This window comes from Brevibacterium sp. ZH18, assembly GCF_022748595.1.
In the GTDB taxonomy this organism is placed as follows: Bacteria; Actinomycetota; Actinomycetes; order Actinomycetales; family Brevibacteriaceae; genus Brevibacterium.
On record NZ_JALDSX010000020.1, the window covers coordinates 37,276 to 58,472 of the forward strand.

Consider the following 21,197-nt stretch of genomic DNA (forward strand, 5'->3'; position numbering starts at 1 on the left):
CACATATAGGGACAGCAGTGGCGTATTATGGAACACCTGCCCATAGTGGCACTTATGGCAAAACTGGCAACATCCGAGGCCCCGCAGATGATCGGCCTCGACTGGGGGACGAGCTCGCTTCGAGCCTTCCTCATCGGCAACGACGGGACGGTCCTCGCTGAACGCAACGGATCAGACGGAATCATGGCCGTCGGCCCAGATACCGACGACCTCCGAGGCGATTTCTCCCGAATCGCGCAGGCCGCGGTTGGTGACTGGCTCAGCGAGAATGGCCCCCTCCCGATCCTGGCGTGTGGAATGATCGGTTCGACTCAGGGAGTCGCCGAAGCGGGATACCTCGACCTGCCCACCGACCTGAGCGTCGTGGGCAGGCACCTGACGTCGGTCGAACTGACCATCGGTGATCTCCACATCGTCCCCGGACTGCAGAAGACACCCACCGAAGCGACTGCCCCCGATGTCATCCGCGGAGAGGAGACCCAACTGCTCGGTCTCCTCGATGCAGAGCAGGTCGAAGCGACCACGGTGATCCTTCCCGGAACGCACACCAAATGGGTCAGCTGCCAGGGACAGCACGTGACTGACTTCTCCACCTCGATGAGCGGAGAGATGTTCGGTCTGCTGTCCACGTCGTCGATCCTCGGCCGTCTGGCCGAACCCACCGATGACTTCCACCCCGCCGTCTTCGATTGGGGACTGAGCGTCGGGGCGGACGACCCTGCCGCGCTCACCTCCTCGATCTTCTCCGCTCGTACCTGGGCCCTCGATGGACGATTGCGCGCCGAGGAAGTCAACGACTACCTTTCGGGAATGCTCATCGGTGCCGAGGTGGCCAGCCAGCTCAGGACAACAGCCGACCCTTCTGCTCCCGTCATCGTCTGTGGAACCGCGGACCTGACGATGCGATACTCACGTGCCCTCCGCCGACAAGGGAGACAGACAGCCGGTGCGGACCCTCGGGCTGCGGCCACCGGACTCTTCCGCATCGCCGAACAATCCGGCCTCGTGCCGACCAAGGAGAACATCAATGACTGACACCGTCCCCACCGGCCTCATCGCCATCCTCCGCGGGGTCCGCTCTGACGAGGTCCTCGACATCGCCGAGGGCATCGTCGCTGCTGGCTTCTCCGCCATCGAAGTCCCGCTCAACTCACCGGACCCCTTGGCCTCGATCGCCGCGTTGGTCGGTCGATTCGGGAACGAGGTGGAGATCGGCGCCGGCACTGTGCTGACCGCCCGGCAGGTCCGCGACTGCAAGCGAGCCGGTGCCCGCATCATCGTCGCACCCGATACCGATACCGAAGTCATCCAGACCGCGCTCGGGATGGGGCTCACCCCGTACCCGGGAGCCGCGACCCCGACCGAGGCATTCGCTGCCATCAAGGTAGGAGCCACCAAGGTCAAACTCTTCCCATCCTCGGCAGTCGGAATCAGCGGACTCAAGGCTTGGAGAGAAGTTCTTCCTGCCGGCACCGAACTCTTCCCTGTCGGGGGAGTGGGAGCCGACAACGCTGCCGAATGGCGCAACGCCGGTGCTGCCGGCCTGGGCCTCGGTTCCTCGCTCTATCGCCGAGGCGACCGCCCCGAAGACGTGCATGACCGGGCACAGGCCATCGCCTCGGCGTGGGCCCAGGCCCACTGAACCCAACAACGACACGCGAACGACGTACACCAGACGAAAGGCCAGAACAATGAAGATCACGTCGATGACGACGTACACCGTGGCGCCTCGGTGGCTGTTCCTCAAGATCGAAACGGATGAAGGCATCGTCGGCTGGGGCGAGCCGATCATCGAGGGCAGGGCCGCAACAGTGGCAGCCGCGGTCGATGAACTCTCTGATTTGCTCATCGGCAAGGATCCCGCAAACATCGAGGACCTGTGGACGATCATGTACCGCGGTGGCTTCTACCGCGGTGGACCGATCCTCATGAGTGCCATCTCAGGCATTGACCAGGCGCTTTGGGACATCAAGGGCAAGGCACTCGGACAGCCGGTGCACCAGTTGCTTGGCGGGAAGGTCCGGGATCGGATCCGCACGTACTCATGGATCGGCGGAGACCGTCCCGGCGACACAGCTGCGGCAGCACTGGAGACGAAGAACCGCGGGTTCACCGCCGTGAAGATGAATGCGACCGAGGAGCTGCAGTTCATCGACTCCTATACAAAGGTCGACCAGGTTATCGAGAACGTGCAGGCGGTACGTGAGGCCACCGGCGACGATTTCGGCATCGGCATCGACTTCCATGGACGCGTGCACAAGCCGATGGCAAAGGTCCTCATCAAGGAACTCGAACCCTACCGACTCCTCTTCATCGAAGAACCTGTGCTCTCCGAACACTTCGGCTCGCTGCGTGACGTCATGGCCAACACCCCGACACCGATAGCACTGGGGGAGCGACTGTTCTCCCGCTGGGACTTCCGCGAGGTGATCGCCTCCGGTGCCGTCGACATCATCCAGCCCGACGTCTCCCACGCAGGCGGCATCACAGAGACGCGCAAGATCGCGATGATGGCCGAAGCCTACGATGTCGCGCTCGCGCTGCACTGCCCTCTGGGCCCGATCGCGCTCGCCTCCTGCCTGCAGGTCGATGCCGGCAGCTACAACGCGTTCATCCAGGAACAGAGCCTGGGCATCCACTACAACACGAGCAACGACCTGCTCGACTATGTCACCGACCCCACGGTCTTCAACTACGAAGACGGCATGATCGACATCCCGTCCGGGCCTGGGCTGGGCATTGAGGTCAATGAGGAGTACGTCATCGAACGTGCCGCTGAAGGACACCGCTGGCGCAACCCCATCTGGCGTCACAGCGACGGCTCCTTCGCGGAATGGTGAGCAGGCGGATTCGGTAAGAGAGAAGGACGTTCAAGGATGAACTCACAGACTGCAGTGAAAAGGCAACGTCGTGTTGCCTCGCCGGGGCGAGCCCGGTGGTGGATCCTCGGTTGGCTGCTGGCAGCGATGATGATCAACTACATGGATCGATCGTCGCTGTCGATCGCAGCCCCGCATATGATCGACGAACTGGGGTTGACCGCTGCCGACATCGGGCTGCTGGGCACGGCGTTTTCCCTGACGTACGCGTTCTTCCAGCTGCCCGGCGGATGGCTGACTGATCGCCTTGGTGTGAAACCGGTTTACGTCATCGCACTGGGCTTCTGGTCGCTGGCGACCTCAGTCATGGCATTCGGCCACCACCTATGGCACTTCATGATCGCACGCGTCCTGCTCGGCGTCTTTGAAGCACCGGTCTCACCCACCTCGGCGAAGATCGTCTCCGAAGGGTTCCCGCCAAGGGAACGTGGAGCGGCAGTCGGAGTCTACGACTCGGGAAGCAAATGGGGCCCGGCAGTGGCACCACCGATTCTCACCTTCCTCATCCTCGGGTTCGGGTGGCGTGCCATGTTCGTCATCCTCGGCGTGCTCGGCATCATCGTGGCGATCGGGTTCTGGGTCTTCTATCGATCCCCGGAACACGACCGTAGGGTCTCAGCGGCTGAACTCGAACACATCCGGGCGAGAGAAGAAGACAACAACGCTCCAACAGGCCACATCCCCTGGCTGCGACTCTTCACCAAGCCACAGACCTGGGCGATGGTGCTGGGATTCGTCGCCGTGGTGTGGACCCTCAACATCTTCGTGACGTTCCTCCCACTGATGCTGGGCGACATCTATTCCGTCGCTGACGAGGCGCTTGGGTGGTACACAGCGATCCCGTTCGCAGTCGGCGGCATCGGCGGAATCCTCGGCGGATGGTTCACCACGAAGTACTCGAGGATGCGGTCTCATCTGGCGCCTCTTGCCTGCAAACGGCGGATCGCCGCAGTCTACGGTGGGGCGCTCGCCATCTGTTCGATTCTCGTCGGAGTCACCACCGGCCACTTCGCTTTGCAGCTGGCGGCGATGAGCATGGCGCTGTTCTTCTGCGGAGCACTGAGTGCCGTGGGCTGGTCGATTCCCGCTGATGTCGTGACCGGAAGTCGTGTCGCATCGTTGGGGTCCATCCAGAACTTCGGCGGTTACTTCGCCGGCTCGCTCTCGCCCTGGCTCACCGGGGTGCTGGTCACGACAACGGGCTCCTACCTCATTCCATTCATCGTCGGCGCCGTTGTTGCGGTGATCGCGGGGATCGCTTATCTGCTTCTGCTGCGTGCCCCGATTCGGGTCGACAGCGCCGCCACAGAGATCGGAGACACCAGCTCATGACGAAACTCGCTGAGCACACGGCCACGCGGCCGACACGGATGCGCTACATCATCGCACTCCTGCTCTTCATCACCGTCGTCATCAACTACATGGACCGGGCCAACCTGTCCATCGCGATGCCGGCGTTGTCCCAGGAATTCGATCTCACCACAGGGCAGCAGGGACTTCTGCTCTCTGCATTCGGGTGGACCTATGCCGCGATGCAGCTGCCCGGCGGGTGGCTCGTCGACCGGGTGAGGCCGCGGGTGCTCTATGCCTCGTGCCTCGTGCTGTGGTCCCTGGCCACACTGTTCATGGGTATGTCCGGTGGGTTCGTCGCTCTCATCATCCTCCGGCTCTTGGTTGGCGGGTTCGAAGCTCCGGCATACCCGATCAACAATAAGGTGGCCACGGCATGGTTCCCGGAGCGTGAGCGTGGACGGGTCATCGCCTTCTACACCTCGGGGCAATTCATTGGCCTGGCGCTGCTCACCCCCGTGCTGTCTTGGCTGCAGACCGTGCTCACATGGCACTGGGTGTTCATCCTCACCGGTGTCGTCGGCATCATCTGGGCGTCGATCTGGTGGTTCGTCTATCGCGAGCCGCGTGACAAGTCGGGAGTCAACCAGGCCGAGATTGAACTCATCGCCTCCGGTGGGGGACTGGTCGATATTGAATCCGGTGCGACGAAGGAGACTAAGCCGAAGCTCAAGTGGTCCGACGTCAAGGTGGTGCTCTCCAGGCGCAAGCTGTGGGGCATCTACCTCGGCCAGTTCTGTCTGACCTCGACCCTGTGGTTCTTCCTCACCTGGTTCCCGACCTACCTCGTTGATTACCGCGGAATGGACTATATCGAATCAGGCTTCATGGCGTCCCTGCCGTTCATCGCCGCCCTGGTCGGCGTACTGCTTTCCGGGTGGGTCTCGGACCTCATGGTCAAGAAGGGGCTGACGCTGGGCACTGCCCGCAAGCTGCCGATCATCATAGGCCTGGCGCTGACAGTGTTCATGCTCGGCGCGAACTACACGGATTCGACTGCGCTGGTCATCGTGTTCATGTCGATCGCATTCTTCGGCAACGGGTTCGCCTCGATCACCTGGTCGCTGGTGTCCGCGTTGGCTCCGGAGCGGCTACTTGGCCTGACCGGAGGCATGTTCAACTTCATCGGTAACCTCTCCTCGATCGCCACACCGATCGTCATCGGCCTCCTCGTCACCGACATCGACTTCGCGCCAGCATTCGTTTACATGGCTGCGATCACCATCGTGGGTGTGCTCTCTTACGTGTTCCTGGTTGGACGGGTTGAGCGGGTGGAGGAGCGAGGAAAATTGACAGTCGTGTGACTCTAGCGAAATACAGTTGGTGCCAATCCGTAACAGATCACTGTGCGATTGACTGGTGGAACTATTGTCTGCCCAACACCCTTCAAGCTCCGAAGAAGGTCTCGGAGTGTGCCCGCGGATGACGCCACGTTTGCAATCGCGAATTCTGCGTCATCAACTGTTTCATGGTGGAGAGCCCCAATAGGTACTACGGAATTCAGCATTGGTATGATCCAGAATTTGAGCGCAGTCACCTATATACTCTGACATATGGAGCAGAAGAAAGAGCGGCCGAACAGAAGTATCAAATCGCCGGTAGTCTCAGTTGAGAGCAATACGGTCCTTGGTGAATTTAACTATCGTTTGCAGTTTGACGGCTCTCACCCATTAAAGGACAGGATGCTTCTGATCTATGCCGAGAACGGCATGGGCAAGACAAATTTTTTGAAGACTGTGTACCATCTATTGTCGCCAAGACTTGAAAGCCTGCAAGCGCTCGCAGACCTACACGTTGACGAGATGAAAATTTCGTTGGAAAGTGGTGCAACGATCAGTCTGAGTGAAGCGTCAGATGCGGACGCTTTATTCAGTTGCCAGTTGCAAATTCCGCAGGAGTTCGATGATGATCTCTTGGTGGAAGTAACTGTCAGGCAAGAAGATATTGACTCGCGAGCATTTCGTCGAGCTTCTCGACGACATGACATATACAAATACTTGAATACACTTGAAGAGATTGTTAATCCAGCAGTATTTGTTGGAGATGACCGTCTCATCCATTCTTCATCCGAGTCGTCACCGCCCTACCGTTCAAGTTCACCCAATGAGAATCGGCACTGGACCGTAGACAAGCCCCAAATTCCGGGACAAAGTTTGCGTGATTCTTTGGATGCGGTTGGACGCGAATTTATGAATCAGTATATTAGAACAGTCTCTAAAGATTCTACACGTGCTGGTGAAGGTGTATACGTAGAAATTACGAAGCGCGTGCTAGAGGGAAATGCGCAAAAATTGCTAGCTGCCGACGCCAGAAGGTCGTTGCTGGATCAGGTGGAATCACTACTTGAAGAAGCTCCAATATATGAGACTTATGGGTTAGTTTCATTCAACCAGGTTCGTCGCATTAAGCAGATGATCGACGAAACTAGGGTCAACCACCAAACATTTCGGCCGCTGCATGGCATTATAGAGCCCTATTTGTCTAGCATGAGAGACAAAATAGACACGTTAGTCGATACACAAGAATTAATCGACACGTTTGTAAGCTCGGTGAATTCATTTCTCGAAAGGAAAGAACTTCGCTTTTCGATAAGTGAAGGTATCCGTTTGCGGGGGCGCAACCAGGAGGAAATTGATCCTGACGGCCTTTCTAGCGGAGAGAAACACCTGTTGTTGTTGCTCAGCCATTCTGTTCTTGCGCGTCAAGCGGGGTCTCTCGTAATTATCGATGAACCTGAGCTCTCACTCGGGCTTCGGTGGCAGCGAAAATTGCTTTCCGAGCTGCTACGATGCACCGAAGGCAGCGGTGTGCGGTTTTTGATGGCATCCCATTCGGTTCAAATCATGGGTGATCTGGACGACGTCATGCGTCCAACAGAGGCTTGGTGAGATGTCCAAAAAACCATTGCTCAAGCTCGGTGAGTTGTTGAATGAGGCTGAACTTACCGGTGGAAAATACTTAATAGTCGAAGGCGCTACCGATAAGGCTTTTTATAGAGAATGGGTTTATCAGAAGTTTGGAAAGTTCGATTCTACGAATATAACAATTGAATCCGCTGATTTTATTGAATTTGATGAATTTTGGAATGAAGTTCATGACTTGACTCCTGGCAACCGGAGCTACGTGATGTTCGGTGCGAAGAAGGCAAAATCTCGGTCCGCGGATATTGGGTTTATAGCTGATCGGGACTGCGGGCATCATGTAGATAACTTTCAGTTTCCAAATCTTTGGTGGACGGATTTCCCCGCCCTTGAGAGTTACATTTTCACTGAAGCGGCACTTGGCGTTTTGAATCGTCTGGAATTGGGAGATCGGCTGCCTCCGGGGCGGGAGATTGTTGCCAAGCTATCGCCTGTCTTGAATGAACTGTTTACCGTTCGATATTTTAATAGAGATCTTCCGCGCCCAGACGTTGATAAAGGATTTGGTCGATCAAAGAATCCGAATGACTTTGATATTAAAATGGCTGTCTCCCCGGATGTTGCAAACGAGGTGGACAGTTACCCGAGACGCGATGACGAAGATCCGCGTGCCTTTGCCTATGGCCACGATGTCGCGTCGGTTCTTTTGGCCAGTTACAGAAATGAAATTAAGAATCAGGCGAAGATTCCGAATCAAGACGTTTTAGAGAGTCGTTTCAGGGCATGTCTTTTGATATCTAAGGTGTTTGACGCTTCGGCGCTAGCTATTTCACTTTCCGGCTGGTTGCAGGCTGAGTTGTGATTTGTAATGGGGGTTAAGGGTGTGTTGTTATTAATGGCCTACGCCTGTGCGGAGTTACCGTTGAAGCGAGCCAAATGCCGCGTCAGAAGAACGATTGGAGGTGATCGCGCAGAGCCGAGTGGCAGACATAAATATAGGTCCCACGAATTCCGCGGGTTAGCAGTACGCTGTAGATATTTTTAACGTACTCCAACAGATCTTCGTCGGAGTATGTAATCCCTAGTTTCGGGTTGTTCTCGCGGCCTTTCTTATCGTGATAGTTCGCGCGGTCAAAGACGAGCTCGCCTGTACTCGCATCGTAGCGGAGGTCATTGCCGACGATGACTCCGACGTAGTTGAGGTCATACCCTTGCACAGTGTGAATCGATCCAACCTCATCGACTGACTTGGGCGAGTTGATCCAATCCGTCGTGGTCGAATTCCAGCGCATCTGCTGGCCGTCGAGCTCGATGTCGAACGCGGACCTGTCCTTCTTGGACTTCCACGGCCAGGCGTATCCTGCGACGAGTCGCGCGAGCCCGCATTCCTCTTCGCGTTTCTGGAGCTCTCGTCTCATCTCCCCGAGATTAGTAAACAACCGGAGGTCGTAGTCACCGAAGTCTTCGCGAATCGCAGGTGGGCTGTCACTGAGCACACGCCTGATGTAGCCGACGTAATCTTTGTCCGCTGAGATCCGCATCTGGGTCTGGAGAGGATAGAGTCGGCCCGCGGTTCTGGCCTGCGCTGCGATTTCCTTCGTCTTGGTTGCTGGTAGATCTGCAGGTCGGACTGTCTGGTTGACGTCAAGCATGAGGATCGAATGTCGACTCTGCTTCCTGATCCAATCCAACTGCGTCTTCTGTGGATCGTCCCAGCCGAAGAGCTTTTCGTTGATCTCAGTGAACTTCTTATTGAGCGGCCCCGCTGCCTGATTCGCGCGCTGGTTGAGCCTATGAGCTTCATCGACTACAAGAAGATCGAACGGTTCTGGGCTCTCGCCTACCTGGAATGGTGTCAACACCATGTCTTTGTGTAGTCCGGGTGTCAGCTTGAACACCTTGGCGATTGATTCTCGCAACGATTGCTGGGGCACGACGATTGCGAATCTGAGGGTCTCGAGCAGCTCGGCATGTCCAGGGGTGAAGTAGTCGCTGAAGATTGAATCGATGTCCAGGGGTTCTTCCGAATCATGCCGCCGGATGTCTTCGAGCAACTTGAGCATATAGATTGCAATCACGGTCTTACCGGTACCGGGATTGCCTTCGACCACAACAGTGTTGTCGACGCCACGCTCAAGGTCGGCAAAGAAGCCCTCGAGTATGTCATTTACGGCGGCTGCCTGATCTTGGTTCAGCGCCTTGAAGGGAGAGAGCTTGAAGAGATCGCTGTTGATGATCTCCGGAATTGATCGTTGGAAGAGATCTTCGCGAGTCTTGAGCTCCTCGAAGATCTGTTGGAATGTCTTGTTGTAATTTTCGCGGTCGTAGTATTCCGCGTCGGTGATACCGGCATTGAGGTTAAGGACTTGGCGGCTACCGTCACCATGGAACATTCGGATGAGGAACGATTCAAGATCGAGGCATGCAGATTTGTTGAAGGTGTCATCGAGCACGACTCTGACCGACTGGAGTCTTCGTTTTGAGTCAGACTCGAGGTGCTGCCGCATCCGTCCCTCGACGTTGAGAGACTCACCGACGTAGACTTCCTTCTTATTGTTCATGACGTACACGACGGGCCAGTTCCGATGACGGGGATCGCCGGATCCCCACGCCTTAACTCGGTCGGCGTCGAACGGGAAGCGTTCGACCTTAAAGCTGGTCATATTTCACGCTCGTGCCTCGAGCCTTCTCCACTGGGTACTTCTCGCGAGTCTTCGCCAGCTTGTCCAAAATGATGGTGTCGGGATCCAGGTCCAATTTGTCGGCGAGCAGCATGCAATATGTCAGCACATCTGCCAGCTCGTCCTTCGCAGAATCGAGGTCGGCTTCTCCCCATTGGAAACATTCGAGCAGCTCTGCTGCTTCGATTGAAACGCTCTTCGCGAGATTCTCGGGGGTGTGGAACTGTTGCCAATCTCGTTCGGCCATGAACTGGCGCAATGTGTCACGAACAGAAACTTCATACATGGCTTTAAGGTATCAGCGACCAGTGTCGTCTGGGCGGTACCAAGCAATACTGTGACAGTTGAGGTGCGGAAGAGGGCGGCTTATGTGCTTCCGGCGGCACAAAAATTGGGGCCCAGAATTCTACCTTCTGATAGAAACCCTGAGCCCCAACTACCGCCGATGAATCACACTGTCAGCACAACCTTGCCCGTCGTCTCACGCCCCTCAAGAGCGCGATGCGCATCCGCAGCATCAGCCAACGCAAACGTGGCACCCACCCGGAAGTTAAGCCACCCGTGTTCGATGCCGTTGAAGAGCATGGACGAGCGCTTGGCCAACTCCTCCGACGAGCGCACGAACCACGCCAGCGACGGACGGGACAGGAAGATGCCTCCCGAGGAGTTCAGGCGCTGAATGTCGAACGGCGGCACCTGACCCGAGGCCCCACCGAAGAGCACCATTGAGCCCAGCGGCTTGAGTGATGCCAGCGAAGCATCGAAGGTGGTCTTGCCGACTCCGTCGTAGGTGACCTCGACGCCCTCACCGTCGGTGAGCTCCTTGACCTTCGCTGTGATGTCGACGCCTTCGCCGTAGAGGAACACCTCATCGGCCCCGGCCTTGCGTGCCAGCTCGGCCTTCTCCTCGGTGCTCACGGTCGAGATGACGTTGCCGCCCAGGTGCTTGATGATCTGGGTCAGCAGCAGGCCGACGCCGCCGGCACCAGCGTGGACGAGCGCAGTATGGCCAGGCTTGATCTCATGCGAGCTCGTGGCCAGGTACTGAGCGGTCAGACCCTGCAGCGGCATCGCGGCAGCGACCTCGGTGCTCACGCCCTCGGGCACACGCAGCAGGTTATCGGTCTTGACGACGACCTGCGTTGCGTACGAGCCCGGGCCCTCGTGCCAGGCGACGCGGTCGCCGACGGAGAAGCTCTCGACACCTTCGCCCACCTCGGCGATGTGACCGGTGCCCTCAGACCCGACGATGTGCGGGTAGCTCATCGGGTACGTGCCCGAACGACGGTACGTGTCGATGAAGTTCACGCCCGCGGCCTCGACGTTGACCAGGACCTCACCAGGACCGGGCTGAGGAGTATCGACCTCATTGAACTCGAGAACCTCGGGTCCACCTGCTCGCATCGCCTGAATAGCCTGGGTCATCACGCCTCCTGCATATAATTTAATGTGCTGGTATAGTTATACATATGAATGATCTTACGGTTGCCGTCTCCGGTGCCACCGGATACGCCGGGGGAGAGGTCCTCCGGCTGCTGAGCACTCACCCTCATCTCAACGTCACCACGGTGAGCGGACATTCCTCCGTGGGTGAGAAGCTCGGCCGACATCAACCCCATCTTGCCCAATATTCCGATCTCGTTGTCAAGGAGTCCACCGCCGAGGTGCTCGCCGGCCACGATGTCGTCATCCTCGCACTCCCGCACGGTCAATCCGGTGCCATCGCCGCCGGACTTGCGAAGTCGAGCCCCGAGACACTCATCGTCGACCTCGCCGCCGACCACCGCCTTATCAGCGCGGCCGCCTGGGAGAAGTTCTACGGCTCGGCCCATCAGGGCACCTGGACCTACGGTCTGCCCGAACTCCTCACCGCCGATGGAACCAAACAGCGCGAGGCACTCAAGGACACGAAGCGCATCGCCGTCCCCGGCTGCAACGTCACCGCCGTGACTTTGGGTCTGGCACCACTCATCCAGGCAGGACTCGTCGCGCCCAAAGGTCTTAACGCAGTCCTGGCCAATGGGGTCTCCGGTGCAGGCAAGGCGCTCAAGCCGCACCTGACCGCAGCCGAGGTCCTCGGCGATGCGAGCCCGTACGGCACGGGCGGTACGCACCGGCACGTGCCCGAGATCGAACAGAACCTCAACAGAATCCTCGGCACCGACGCAGCAGAGGGCCCCACCCGGATCTCCTTCACTCCGACGCTCGTACCCATGGCCCGCGGAATCCTGGCGACCATCACGGCCGACCTGGGGGAGAACGCACGACGAACCGCAGACGGTGCGATCGACGTCGCGGCGCTGAAGAACCACCTCGGCGAGGCCTTTGCCCAGGCTTACGGCGATGAACCCTTCGTCCGTGTCCTCCCCGAAGGCCAGTGGCCCAGGACCTCGTCGACGACGGGCTCGAACATGGCCCACATCCAGTTCACCATCGACGAGCGAGCCGAGAAGGTCCTCGTCGTCGTGGCACTGGACAACCTGGTCCGCGGCACCGCCGGTCAGGCGCTGCAGTCGATCCACCTCGCCCTCGGCCTCGATGAGACCACCGCACTACCCATGGAAGGAGTCGCCCCGTGAGCGTCACCGCACCACTCGGCTTCACCGCTGCCGGCCTCATCGCCGGCCTCAAACCCAGCGGGAAGAAAGACCTCTCGCTCGTGGTCAACACCGGCCCCGACAATGCCGTCGCCGCCGTCTACACTTCAAACCGGTGCAAGGCCAACCCGGTCCTGTGGTCACAGAAGGTCTCGGCCACGGGTACGGCCAGCGCCGTTGTGCTGAATTCCGGGGGAGCCAACTGCTACACCGGTGAATTCGGATACGAGACGACCACACTGACCGCACAGACCACCGCCGAACTCCTCACCGAGGCCGGCACCGCAACAGCGCCCGAGGACATTCTCGTCTGCTCGACCGGACTCATCGGCGTCGGCGGCCAGGACTTCCGCGACACCATCATCGACAACCTCCCGCCGCTCGTGGCCGCAGCCGAGGACACCGTGACCGGAGGCGAGCACGCCGCCGAGGCGATCATGACCACCGACACCGTGGCCAAGACCGCCACCCGTGAGGGCAGCAGCGGGTACACGATCGGCGGCATGGCCAAGGGTGCAGGAATGCTCGCCCCGGGCCTGGCCACCATGCTCGTCGTCATCACCACCGACGCGACAGTCGACCAGCCTGTGCTCGACCAGGCTCTGCGGGCCTCGACAAGTAACAGCTTCGACCGCCTCGACACCGACGGGTGCATGTCGACGAACGACACCGTCATCCTCATGTCCTCCGGCGCCCACGAGGCAGCCGTCGATACAGATGAGTTCACGAGCCTGCTGCGCGAACTCTGCCTCGACCTCATGCACCAGCTCCACGTTGATGCCGAAGGCGCCCACCACGACATCGCCATCACCACTCAGGGCGCGGTCAGTGAAGCCGAGGCCGTCGAGGTCTCCCGCTCCGTGTCACGTTCGGCCCTGTTCAAGGCAGCGATTTTCGGTCAGGACCCGAACTGGGGTCGCGTTGTTGCGCAGGTGGGAACCACCTCGGCGGAATTCGACCCCACCGCCATCGACGTGAGCATCAACGGCACCGAGGTGTGCCGGGCCTCTGGTCCCTATGAGGACCCGGAGAAGGTCGAATTCGGGCGCAACGTCGACGTCGTCATCGATCTCCACGCAGGAGATGCCACCGCCACGGTCTGGACCTCGGACCTCACCCACGATTACGTCGAAGAGAACAGCGCCTACTCCACATGAGCAACCCACACGACATGTCCACGAAGTCAACGGCCGCCCGGCTCGCAGCCGCCCAGGTCAAGGCCGAAGCCCTGACCGAGGCGCTGCCGTGGATCAAGACCTTCGCCGGCGCCACGATCGTCATCAAGTACGGCGGCAACGCGATGATCTCCCCGGAGCTCCAGCAGTCCTTCGCTGACGACATCGCGTTCCTGCGCTTCGCGGGCATCCGACCCGTCGTCGTCCACGGCGGCGGACCCCAGATCACATCGATGCTGGCTCGCTTGGGTATTCAAAGCGAGTTCAAGGCCGGACAGAGAGTCACGAGTGAAGAAGCGGCCGAGGTCATCCGCATGGTCCTCTCCGGTCAGGTCAACCGCGACATCGTCTCCCGCATCAACCGCAACGGCAATGCCGCGATCGGTCTCTCCGGTGAAGACGCGGACCTGCTGCTGGCGAATAAGACCCACGCCGAGGTTGACGGTGAAGTCATCGACCTCGGCCGGGTGGGCGAGATCGCCGAAGTCAACACCACCGTGCTCACCGAACTCCTCGACGCCGGGCGGGTGCCCGTCATCTGCTCGATCGCCTCGGAGATCGGTGGAGAAGCGGGCAAACCGCTCAACATCAACGCCGACCTCGCCGCCTCCGCAGTGGCGAAGGCACTCAAAGCGCACAAACTCATCATGCTCACCGACGTGCCCGGCCTCTACGCCAACTGGCCCGACACCTCGTCGCTGATCTCCCGCATCGGACCGAAGAAGCTCAAGGAGCTGCTGCCGAGCCTGGATGCGGGAATGATCCCGAAGATGACGGCGGCACTCGAAGCGATCGAGAACGGGGTCAAGCAGGCTCACATCATCGACGGCCGCATGGCGCACTCCCTGCTGCTCGAGGTCTTCACCTCCGAGGGCATCGGCACCATGGTCGAAGACACCGTCGTCGAACCCGCGCCCCTGGGTGACGGGCACAAAGGCGAAGCACACGAGGCAACCCAGCCCGAGGCAACCCAGTCCGAGGCAACTCAGCACGAGGCAACACAGGAGGAGAAGAACGATGAGTGAGACACCGACCGCGAACACAGACCAGGCTCAGACCTGGCGCGATGACTTCTCCCGCGTCCTCTCACCGGTCTTCGGCTCACCCCAGCTCGACCTCGTCCGCGGGCAGGGCGTACACGTGTGGGACGCCTCGGGCAAGGAGTACCTTGACCTGCTCGCCGGCATTGCCGTGAACTCCTTGGGCCACTGCCATCCGGCGTGGGTCAAGGCCATCAGCGACCAGGCCGGGCAGCTGGGTCATATCTCGAACTTCTTCACCTCTCCTGCCCAGATCGCCCTGGCGATGAAGATCCACGAAGTCCTCGACCTGCCGACCGGCTCGGCCGTGTTCCTGTCGAACTCAGGTGCAGAAGCCAACGAGGCGGCCTTCAAGATGGCCCGGCGCGCAGCCGGGGGCGGTCGACCCACGATCGTCGCCGTTGACGGTGCTTTCCACGGCAGGACCATGGGAGCCCTCGCCCTGACAGCCAAGGCGGCCTATCGTGAACCGTTTGCTCCCGGAGTCCCCGGAGTCGTCCACGTTCCCTACGGTGATGTCGAGGCGCTCGCCGCCGCGATCGACGAGACCTGTGCGGCCGTGTTCATTGAACCCGTCCAGGGTGAAGTGGGTGTGCGCCAGCACCCGGCCGGCTACCTGCGTCGGGCACGCGAACTCACCACTGCCGCCGGTGCACTCCTCGTCCTCGACGAGGTGCAGTCCGGGATGGGACGGACCGGGTACTGGTTCGCCCACCAGGAAGACGAAATCGGCGAGGGCGTGACCCCGGACATCATCACCTCGGCGAAGGGCCTGGGCGGTGGCATGCCGATCGGTGCCACGATCACCGTGGGAGATGCGAATACGAAGCTCCTCGAAGCCGGACAGCACGGAACGACCTTCGGCGGCAACCCGATCGCCAGCGCTGCGGCCCTGGCCGTGTTCGAGACGATCGAGTCCGAGGGCATCCTGGAACATGTGCGCGAGATGCACGAGTGGCTGAAGTCTGAACTCCTCGAGATCCCCGGCGTCGCCTCGGTCACGGGCAAGGGCCTGCTGCTGGGGATTGAGCTCACCGCCGGCGCATCGGGTGAGATTCCGGATTCGAAGGCCGTGGCAGCACGCGCACTCGAAGCAGGGTTCATCATCAACCCGGTCGCCCCTGGCCGACTGCGCCTCGCACCGCCCCTCATCATCACGGAAGAGGATCTGAAGCCCTTCATCGCGGCCCTGCCCGCACTCATCGCCGGCTGAAGACGCCGCCCCGCCCACATCCCGAACAGCATTGAGCGTCACCGGCGCTCGCCATACCGATCTCAAGGACGAACCATGACACGGCATTTCCTCAAGGACACGGACCTCACCCCGGCCGAGCAGGCCGAGGTCCTCGACCTCGCCATCGAACTCAAGGCCGCACCGTACTCGCGCACCCCTCTGGCCGGACCCCAGACCGCGGCCGTGATCTTCGACAAGACCTCGACCCGCACCAGGGTCTCCTTCGCTGCGGGCATCGCAGCACTCGGCGGCCAGCCGCTCATCATCAACCCGGGTGAGTCGCAGCTCGGGCACAAGGAGTCGATCGCCGACACCGCGCAGGTGATGTCACGCATGGTCTCCGCGATCATCTGGCGCACCTACGCGCAGGCCGGTCTCGAAGAGATGGCCGAGTACTCTAGCGTCCCGGTCGTGAATTCGCTCTCCGACGACTTCCACCCTTGCCAGATCCTGGCCGACCTGCTCACGATCCGCGAACACCGCGGCGACGTCGCCGGCCAGACCATGACCTACTACGGCGACGGCGCGAACAACATGGCCAACTCGTACGTGCTCGGCGGGGTCAACGCCGGCATGCACGTGCGCATCGCAGCACCGGCCGACTACCAGCCGGCCGCGGAGATCATCGCCGAGGCGAACGAACTCGCCGGTGTCACCGGCGGATCCGTCACGGTCACTGACGACCCGGTCGCCGCCGCCCAAGGCACCGATGTCCTCGTCACGGACACCTGGGTGTCCATGGGCCAGGACGCGGACGGCCGCGACGACGAGTCGTCACCGTTCGTGAAGTTCCAGGTCACACAGGAACTCATGGACTTGGGCAACGACCCGATCTTCCTCCACTGCCTGCCCGCATACCGGGGCAAAGAGGTCACGGCCGAGGTCATCGACGGCCCCGCCTCGGTGGTCTTCGACGAAGCAGAGAATCGTCTGCACGCGCAGAAGGCACTGCTGGCATTCCTCCTGGAGCGATGATGACCGAGAAGACCACGTCACCGGCGAACTCTGCGCCGCTGACGAAGACCGCGCGGCAGCAGAAGATCATCGATCTCATCACCCGCAAGTCCGTGCATTCCCAGATCGACCTGGCCGAGGCCCTGGCGACGATGGGGATCACCGTCACCCAGGCGACGCTGTCGCGTGACCTCGCCGAGGTGGGGGCCGTGAAGATCCGATCAACCTCGGGATCCGTGTACGCCGTTCCGGGCGAAGGCGGGGACCGGAGCCTGCAGCAGTCCACCGGTGACAGCCTTGATGCGAAGCTGCCCCGACTGCTCGAGGAGCTCCTCGTCTCCGCGTCCGCGCAGGACAACATGGTGGTTCTGCGGACACCACCCGGCGCCGCCCAATATCTGGCCTCGGCGATCGACCGCTCCTCGATGACCGGAATCTTTGGCACAATCGCAGGAGACGACACTGTTCTCGTCATCGCTGTCTCCGCTGTCGGGGGAGCGGCCCTGGCCGAGACGTTCCTCGAATACGCAGCGGGCAGCGCCGGCGAGAACTGAACGACAGAACAACTGAACAACTGAACGACTGAACCGACGGTCGAAACCCGACCGGCGGATGAGAGCCGTCGACGTGAGAACGACGATGGTGGGGAAGGACGATTTGTGAGCGAACGACTGAGCCTGTGGGGCGGACGATTCTCGGACGGCCCGGCCGATGCACTGGCAGCATTGAGCAAATCGACGGACTTCGACTGGCGTTTGGCCCAGTACGACATCGCCGGTTCGAAAGCGCACGCAAAGGTTCTGCACCACGCCGGACTGCTCGACGACGACGAGCTCAAGGGCATGACCGACTCGCTTGACGAGCTTGGTCGTCGTGTCGAGACAGGCGAGTACGTCGCGGCCGAGTCGGACGAGGACGTGCACTCGTCACTCGAGCGCGGACTCATCGAGATCGCCGGACCGGAACTCGGCGGCAAGCTGCGCGCTGGCCGGTCCCGCAACGACCAGATCGCCACGCTGGGACGGATGTACCTGCGTGACCACGCTCGTGAGATCGCCGGCCTCGTCCTCGACGCCGTCGAGGTTCTCATCGCGCAGGCAGAGGCGCACCCCGATGCGCCGATGCCCGGGCGCACACACCTCCAGCACGCGCAGCCTGTGCTGCTGGCCCATCATCTCCTGGCTCACGCCTGGCCGCTGCTGCGCGACGTGCAGCGGTTCGTCGATTTCGATGAGCGCGCCGGCATCTCGGCCTACGGCTCAGGTGCACTGGCCGGATCCTCGCTGGGGCTTGACCCGCAGGCTGTGGCCGCTGACCTCGGCTTCAACGATTCGGCAGAAAACTCGATCGACGGCACCGCCTCACGCGACGTCTTCGCCGAATACCTGTTCGTGACGACGATGATCGGCATCAACCTCTCGCGTCTGAGCGAAGAGGTCATCGCCTGGGCGACGAAGGAGTTCTCGTTCGTCACCCTCCATGACGCCTACTCGACCGGGTCGTCGATCATGCCGCAGAAGAAGAACCCCGACGTCGCCGAGCTCACCCGCGGCAAGTCGGGCCGACTCATCGGTGACCTGACCGGTCTGCTTTCGACACTCAAGGCTCTGCCGCTGGCCTACAACCGGGACCTGCAGGAGGACAAGGAACCGGTCTTCGACGCGACCGACACGCTTGAACTCCTGCTGCCCGCCTTCACCGGCATGGTCGCCACCCTGAAGTTCGACACCGAGCGGATGGCGTACCTGGCTCCGCGCGGATTCGCCCTGGCCACCGACATCGCCGAATGGCTGGTCCGCAACGGCGTGCCATTCCGCGTCGCTCACGAGCTCTCTGGCGCCTGCGTGCAGCTGGCCGAGTCGAAGGACGTCGAGCTGTGGGGTCTCACCGACGAGGACTACGCCGGAATCTCGGAGCATCTGACTCCGGATGTGCGCGAGGTGCTCACCACCCTCGGCTCGATCGACTCCCGCAACTCCAAGGGTGGGACTGCACGATCAGCTGTGGCCGCTCAGTTGGACAACGCCAAGGCCGAGGTGGCCCGACTGCGCGAGTTCGCCGATTCGGCGCGCAGCGTCTGACATGGATTCCTGACCGGAGAACGAAGACCGTAGAATTGTGGGTGTCGATCATGAATCGGCACCCACAATCAGGAATCGACGCGTTCGACCCGAGGTCGGCGCAGTCATTCTGACTCGAAAGGACAACAGTGACCGACATCTTCAGCGAACTCAAGGCCCGTGGCCTCATCGCGGTTTCGACCGACGAGGCTACCCTCAAGAAGGCTCTGAACGAGGATTCGCTGACCTATTATGTCGGTTTCGATCCCACCGCACCCAGCCTGCACATGGGCAACCTGGTCCAGCTCATCACCGCGTCGCGTCTGCAGCAGACCGGGCACAATCCGCTGGCCCTGGTCGGCGGAGCGACCGGACTCATCGGCGATCCCCGGATGTCTGGGGAGCGCACCCTCAACCCGCAGGAGGTCGTCGAGGAGTGGGTCGAGAAGATCCGGGCACAGGTCGAGAAGTTCCTCGACTTCTCCGGCCCGAACGCCGCGCAGATCGTCAACAACTATGAGTGGACATCCGAGATGTCGGCCATCGACTTCCTCCGTGACGTCGGCAAGCACTTCCCGGTCAACCGGATGCTGGCCAAGGAATCCGTTTCCGCGCGCCTCAACAGCGAGAACGGAATCTCCTTCACTGAGTTCTCCTACCAGGTGCTTCAGGGCAACGACTACCTCGAACTCAACCGTCGGTACGGCTGCTCTCTGCAGACCGGCGGCTCCGACCAGTGGGGCAATCTGACCTCCGGCGTCGATCTCATCCGCCGCGTCGAGCAGAAGAGCGTGCACGCATTGGCGACACCTCTGATCACCAAGGCCGACGGCACGAAGTTCGGCAAGACCGAGTCCGGCACGGTGTGGTTGGATCCGAGCCTGACCAGCCCGTACGCATTCAGCCAGTTCTGGCTCAATGCCGATGACCGCGATGTCGTGAAGTACCTCAAGGTGTTCTCGCTGCGGTCGCTCGAAGAGATCGAAGCGATCGAAGCCGATTTCACCGCGGCACCGCACACCCGCGTGGCACAGAAGGCGCTGGCCGAGGATGTCACTACGCTGGTCCACGGCAAGGACAGCTACGATCAGGCGATCGCCGCAGCCTCGGCGCTCTTCGGCGGAGGCGAGTTGCAGAGTCTCGATCCGGCGACCCTGGGTGCAGCCACCGATGAACTGCCCCGTGGTGAAATCAGTGCCGCACAGCTCGCTGAGGGACTTCCCGTGGCCGACGCGTTCGTGACCGCAGGCATCGTCAAGTCCAAGGGCGAGGCTCGTCGTGCGATCAAGGACGGCGGCGCGTACATCAACAACGTCAAGGTCACCGGTGAAGACCAAACCCTCACCGCCGCCGAGGTGCTTCCCACCTCAGGTGGGGGAGTGATCCTGGTCCGCCGTGGCAAGAAGACACTGGGAGCAGTTGACATCGTCAGCTGACGACCATGACCACCACCAGAACCGCGCCCCGGAATGATTCCGGGCGCGGTTCTGTCGTATCCAGGAGTATTCAGTTCCGCTTGGCCGTTGTATTCGCTGAATACAACGTGAGCACTTGTGATTTGGCGATTGCCAGCAGGAGTGGACTCAGCGGATATATCGAAGCGAGGAGACCATGAGAACACTGCTCAACATCATCTGGTTCATTTTCAGCGGACTCTGGCTCGCGCTGGGATACTGGGCTGCCGGCATCATCGCCTGCATCTTCATCGTCACGATCCCCTGGGGGATCGCCTCCTTCCGAATCGGCAACTATGCCCTCTGGCCCTTCGGCCGGGAGGTCATTGAAACCCGACCGGCGGGTGTGGCGACCACTCTGGGCAACATCATCTGGCTCGTCGTCGCCGGCGTGTGGCTGGCCATCGGTCACGTGGTGACCTCGATCCCGCTGTTCGTCTCGATCATCGGAATCCCCCTTGGCTGGGCGAACATCAAGCTCATTCCCGTCTCGCTCATGCCTTTGGGTAAACAGATCGTCGACAGCGACCGCCTCATGCCCGGCTACCGCGGAGCCTGAGCCGACCTGAGAATGCCGTCCTGCCCCGCCAACACGGGGATCGCGTAGGCATGGAGAAGGCTCGTGACGGGTGTCACAGCGCAATTTCGGATCTCGAGTTGCGTGGTGCTCATCGTCTGGTCTAGAGTTACATCTCGTTGCCCCACAGAAAACGAACTCTTCGAGAACAGTTTTCACCGGGACTGACCAGCACAGACACGGTTTGTGATCGACTGGCCGGTCGTGCGGGAAGTGGCAGCGACATAAAGTAACTGATATCCCCAGTGAACATGTGGTCTCTTTGATCGTGTGGTGATGGGTGTGTGTTTGTGGTTTGAGAATCCAATAGCGTATTTGTTTGAACAGATAGTGAT

19 protein-coding genes are annotated in these 21,197 nt (G+C 60.6%); 16 read left to right on the forward strand and 3 right to left on the reverse strand.

All coding sequences use genetic code 11. The features are described from left to right. The first annotated feature begins 54 nt into the window (after positions 1-54). The 7 genes from MPN20_RS09325 to MPN20_RS09355 all read left to right on the forward strand — a co-directional run bounded on the left by MPN20_RS09325 (position 55) and on the right by MPN20_RS09355 (position 7,952). Positions 55-1,035 (forward strand): 2-dehydro-3-deoxygalactonokinase, encoded by a 981-nt coding sequence (locus MPN20_RS09325; RefSeq protein WP_242781442.1) that lies wholly within the window; start codon positions 55-57, stop codon positions 1,033-1,035. Then, a complete protein-coding gene (locus tag MPN20_RS09330; protein ID WP_242781444.1) occupies positions 1,028-1,642 on the forward strand; it encodes a 2-dehydro-3-deoxy-6-phosphogalactonate aldolase in 615 nt (204 codons plus the stop codon). The genes MPN20_RS09325 and MPN20_RS09330 overlap by 8 nt, the downstream gene beginning before the upstream one ends. After that, positions 1,596-2,840, forward strand: a complete 1,245-nt coding sequence (gene dgoD, locus MPN20_RS09335) for a galactonate dehydratase (RefSeq protein WP_278189786.1) — start codon at positions 1,596-1,598, stop codon at positions 2,838-2,840. The genes MPN20_RS09330 and dgoD overlap by 47 nt, the downstream gene beginning before the upstream one ends. A gap of 36 nt (positions 2,841-2,876) precedes the next feature. After that, the gene (locus MPN20_RS09340; protein ID WP_242781448.1) at positions 2,877-4,211 is read left to right on the forward strand and encodes an MFS transporter; all 1,335 of its coding nucleotides are present in this window, start codon (positions 2,877-2,879) and stop codon (positions 4,209-4,211) included. Beyond that, on the forward strand, positions 4,208-5,533 hold the full coding sequence (locus MPN20_RS09345) for an MFS transporter (protein WP_242781450.1): 1,326 nt from the start codon (positions 4,208-4,210) through the stop codon (positions 5,531-5,533). Before MPN20_RS09340 ends, MPN20_RS09345 begins: the two co-directional genes overlap by 4 nt. Before the next feature lie 249 nt (positions 5,534-5,782). After that, positions 5,783-7,117, forward strand: a complete 1,335-nt coding sequence (locus tag MPN20_RS09350) for an AAA family ATPase (RefSeq protein ID WP_242781452.1) — start codon at positions 5,783-5,785, stop codon at positions 7,115-7,117. A 1-nt stretch (position 7,118) separates the two neighbouring features. Then, complete coding sequence (locus MPN20_RS09355) at positions 7,119-7,952, forward strand: hypothetical protein (protein WP_242781454.1); 834 nt, start codon at positions 7,119-7,121, stop codon at positions 7,950-7,952. Between the two features lie 82 nt (positions 7,953-8,034). On the opposite strand, the gene MPN20_RS09360 is transcribed toward MPN20_RS09355, so the two are convergent. From MPN20_RS09360 to MPN20_RS09370, 3 genes are all read right to left on the reverse strand, one after another. Continuing rightward, entirely contained in the window at positions 8,035-9,753 is a 1,719-nt protein-coding gene (locus MPN20_RS09360; protein ID WP_242781456.1) for a DUF2075 domain-containing protein, read from the reverse strand. Continuing rightward, positions 9,740-10,057, reverse strand: coding sequence for a nucleotide pyrophosphohydrolase (locus MPN20_RS09365; protein WP_242781458.1), 318 nt, complete (start codon positions 10,055-10,057; stop codon positions 9,740-9,742). Before MPN20_RS09365 ends, MPN20_RS09360 begins: the two co-directional genes overlap by 14 nt. Before the next feature lie 164 nt (positions 10,058-10,221). Next, positions 10,222-11,196 carry a quinone oxidoreductase gene (locus tag MPN20_RS09370; RefSeq protein ID WP_242781459.1) on the reverse strand — a complete coding sequence of 325 codons (975 nt, stop codon included), beginning with the start codon at positions 11,194-11,196 and terminating at the stop codon, positions 10,222-10,224. A gap of 44 nt (positions 11,197-11,240) precedes the next feature. Here MPN20_RS09370 and argC point away from each other — a divergent pair, with 44 nt between their 5' ends. The 9 genes from argC to MPN20_RS09415 all read left to right on the forward strand — a co-directional run bounded on the left by argC (position 11,241) and on the right by MPN20_RS09415 (position 20,844). After that, positions 11,241-12,350, forward strand: coding sequence for an N-acetyl-gamma-glutamyl-phosphate reductase (argC, locus tag MPN20_RS09375; protein ID WP_242781461.1), 1,110 nt, complete (start codon positions 11,241-11,243; stop codon positions 12,348-12,350). Next, positions 12,347-13,525, forward strand: a complete 1,179-nt coding sequence (gene argJ / locus MPN20_RS09380) for a bifunctional glutamate N-acetyltransferase/amino-acid acetyltransferase ArgJ (protein ID WP_242781462.1) — start codon at positions 12,347-12,349, stop codon at positions 13,523-13,525. Before argC ends, argJ begins: the two co-directional genes overlap by 4 nt. Further along, on the forward strand, positions 13,522-14,568 hold the full coding sequence (gene argB, locus MPN20_RS09385) for an acetylglutamate kinase (RefSeq protein WP_242781464.1): 1,047 nt from the start codon (positions 13,522-13,524) through the stop codon (positions 14,566-14,568). The genes argJ and argB overlap by 4 nt, the downstream gene beginning before the upstream one ends. Beyond that, positions 14,561-15,796 carry an acetylornithine transaminase gene (locus MPN20_RS09390; protein ID WP_242781466.1) on the forward strand — a complete coding sequence of 412 codons (1,236 nt, stop codon included), beginning with the start codon at positions 14,561-14,563 and terminating at the stop codon, positions 15,794-15,796. Before argB ends, MPN20_RS09390 begins: the two co-directional genes overlap by 8 nt. Positions 15,797-15,871: 75 nt before the next feature. After that, positions 15,872-16,792, forward strand: a complete 921-nt coding sequence (gene argF, locus MPN20_RS09395) for an ornithine carbamoyltransferase (RefSeq protein WP_242781470.1) — start codon at positions 15,872-15,874, stop codon at positions 16,790-16,792. After that, positions 16,792-17,325, forward strand: coding sequence for an arginine repressor (locus MPN20_RS09400; RefSeq protein WP_242781472.1), 534 nt, complete (start codon positions 16,792-16,794; stop codon positions 17,323-17,325). Before argF ends, MPN20_RS09400 begins: the two co-directional genes overlap by 1 nt. Before the next feature lie 105 nt (positions 17,326-17,430). Continuing rightward, positions 17,431-18,852, forward strand: a complete 1,422-nt coding sequence (gene argH, locus MPN20_RS09405) for an argininosuccinate lyase (RefSeq protein ID WP_242781474.1) — start codon at positions 17,431-17,433, stop codon at positions 18,850-18,852. Positions 18,853-18,980: 128 nt separating this feature from the next. Then, on the forward strand, positions 18,981-20,267 hold the full coding sequence (gene tyrS / locus MPN20_RS09410; protein WP_242781476.1) for a tyrosine--tRNA ligase: 1,287 nt from the start codon (positions 18,981-18,983) through the stop codon (positions 20,265-20,267). 175 nt (positions 20,268-20,442) lie between these two features. Continuing rightward, positions 20,443-20,844, forward strand: coding sequence for a YccF domain-containing protein (locus MPN20_RS09415; RefSeq protein ID WP_135809653.1), 402 nt, complete (start codon positions 20,443-20,445; stop codon positions 20,842-20,844). Positions 20,845-21,197: the final 353 nt, after the last annotated feature.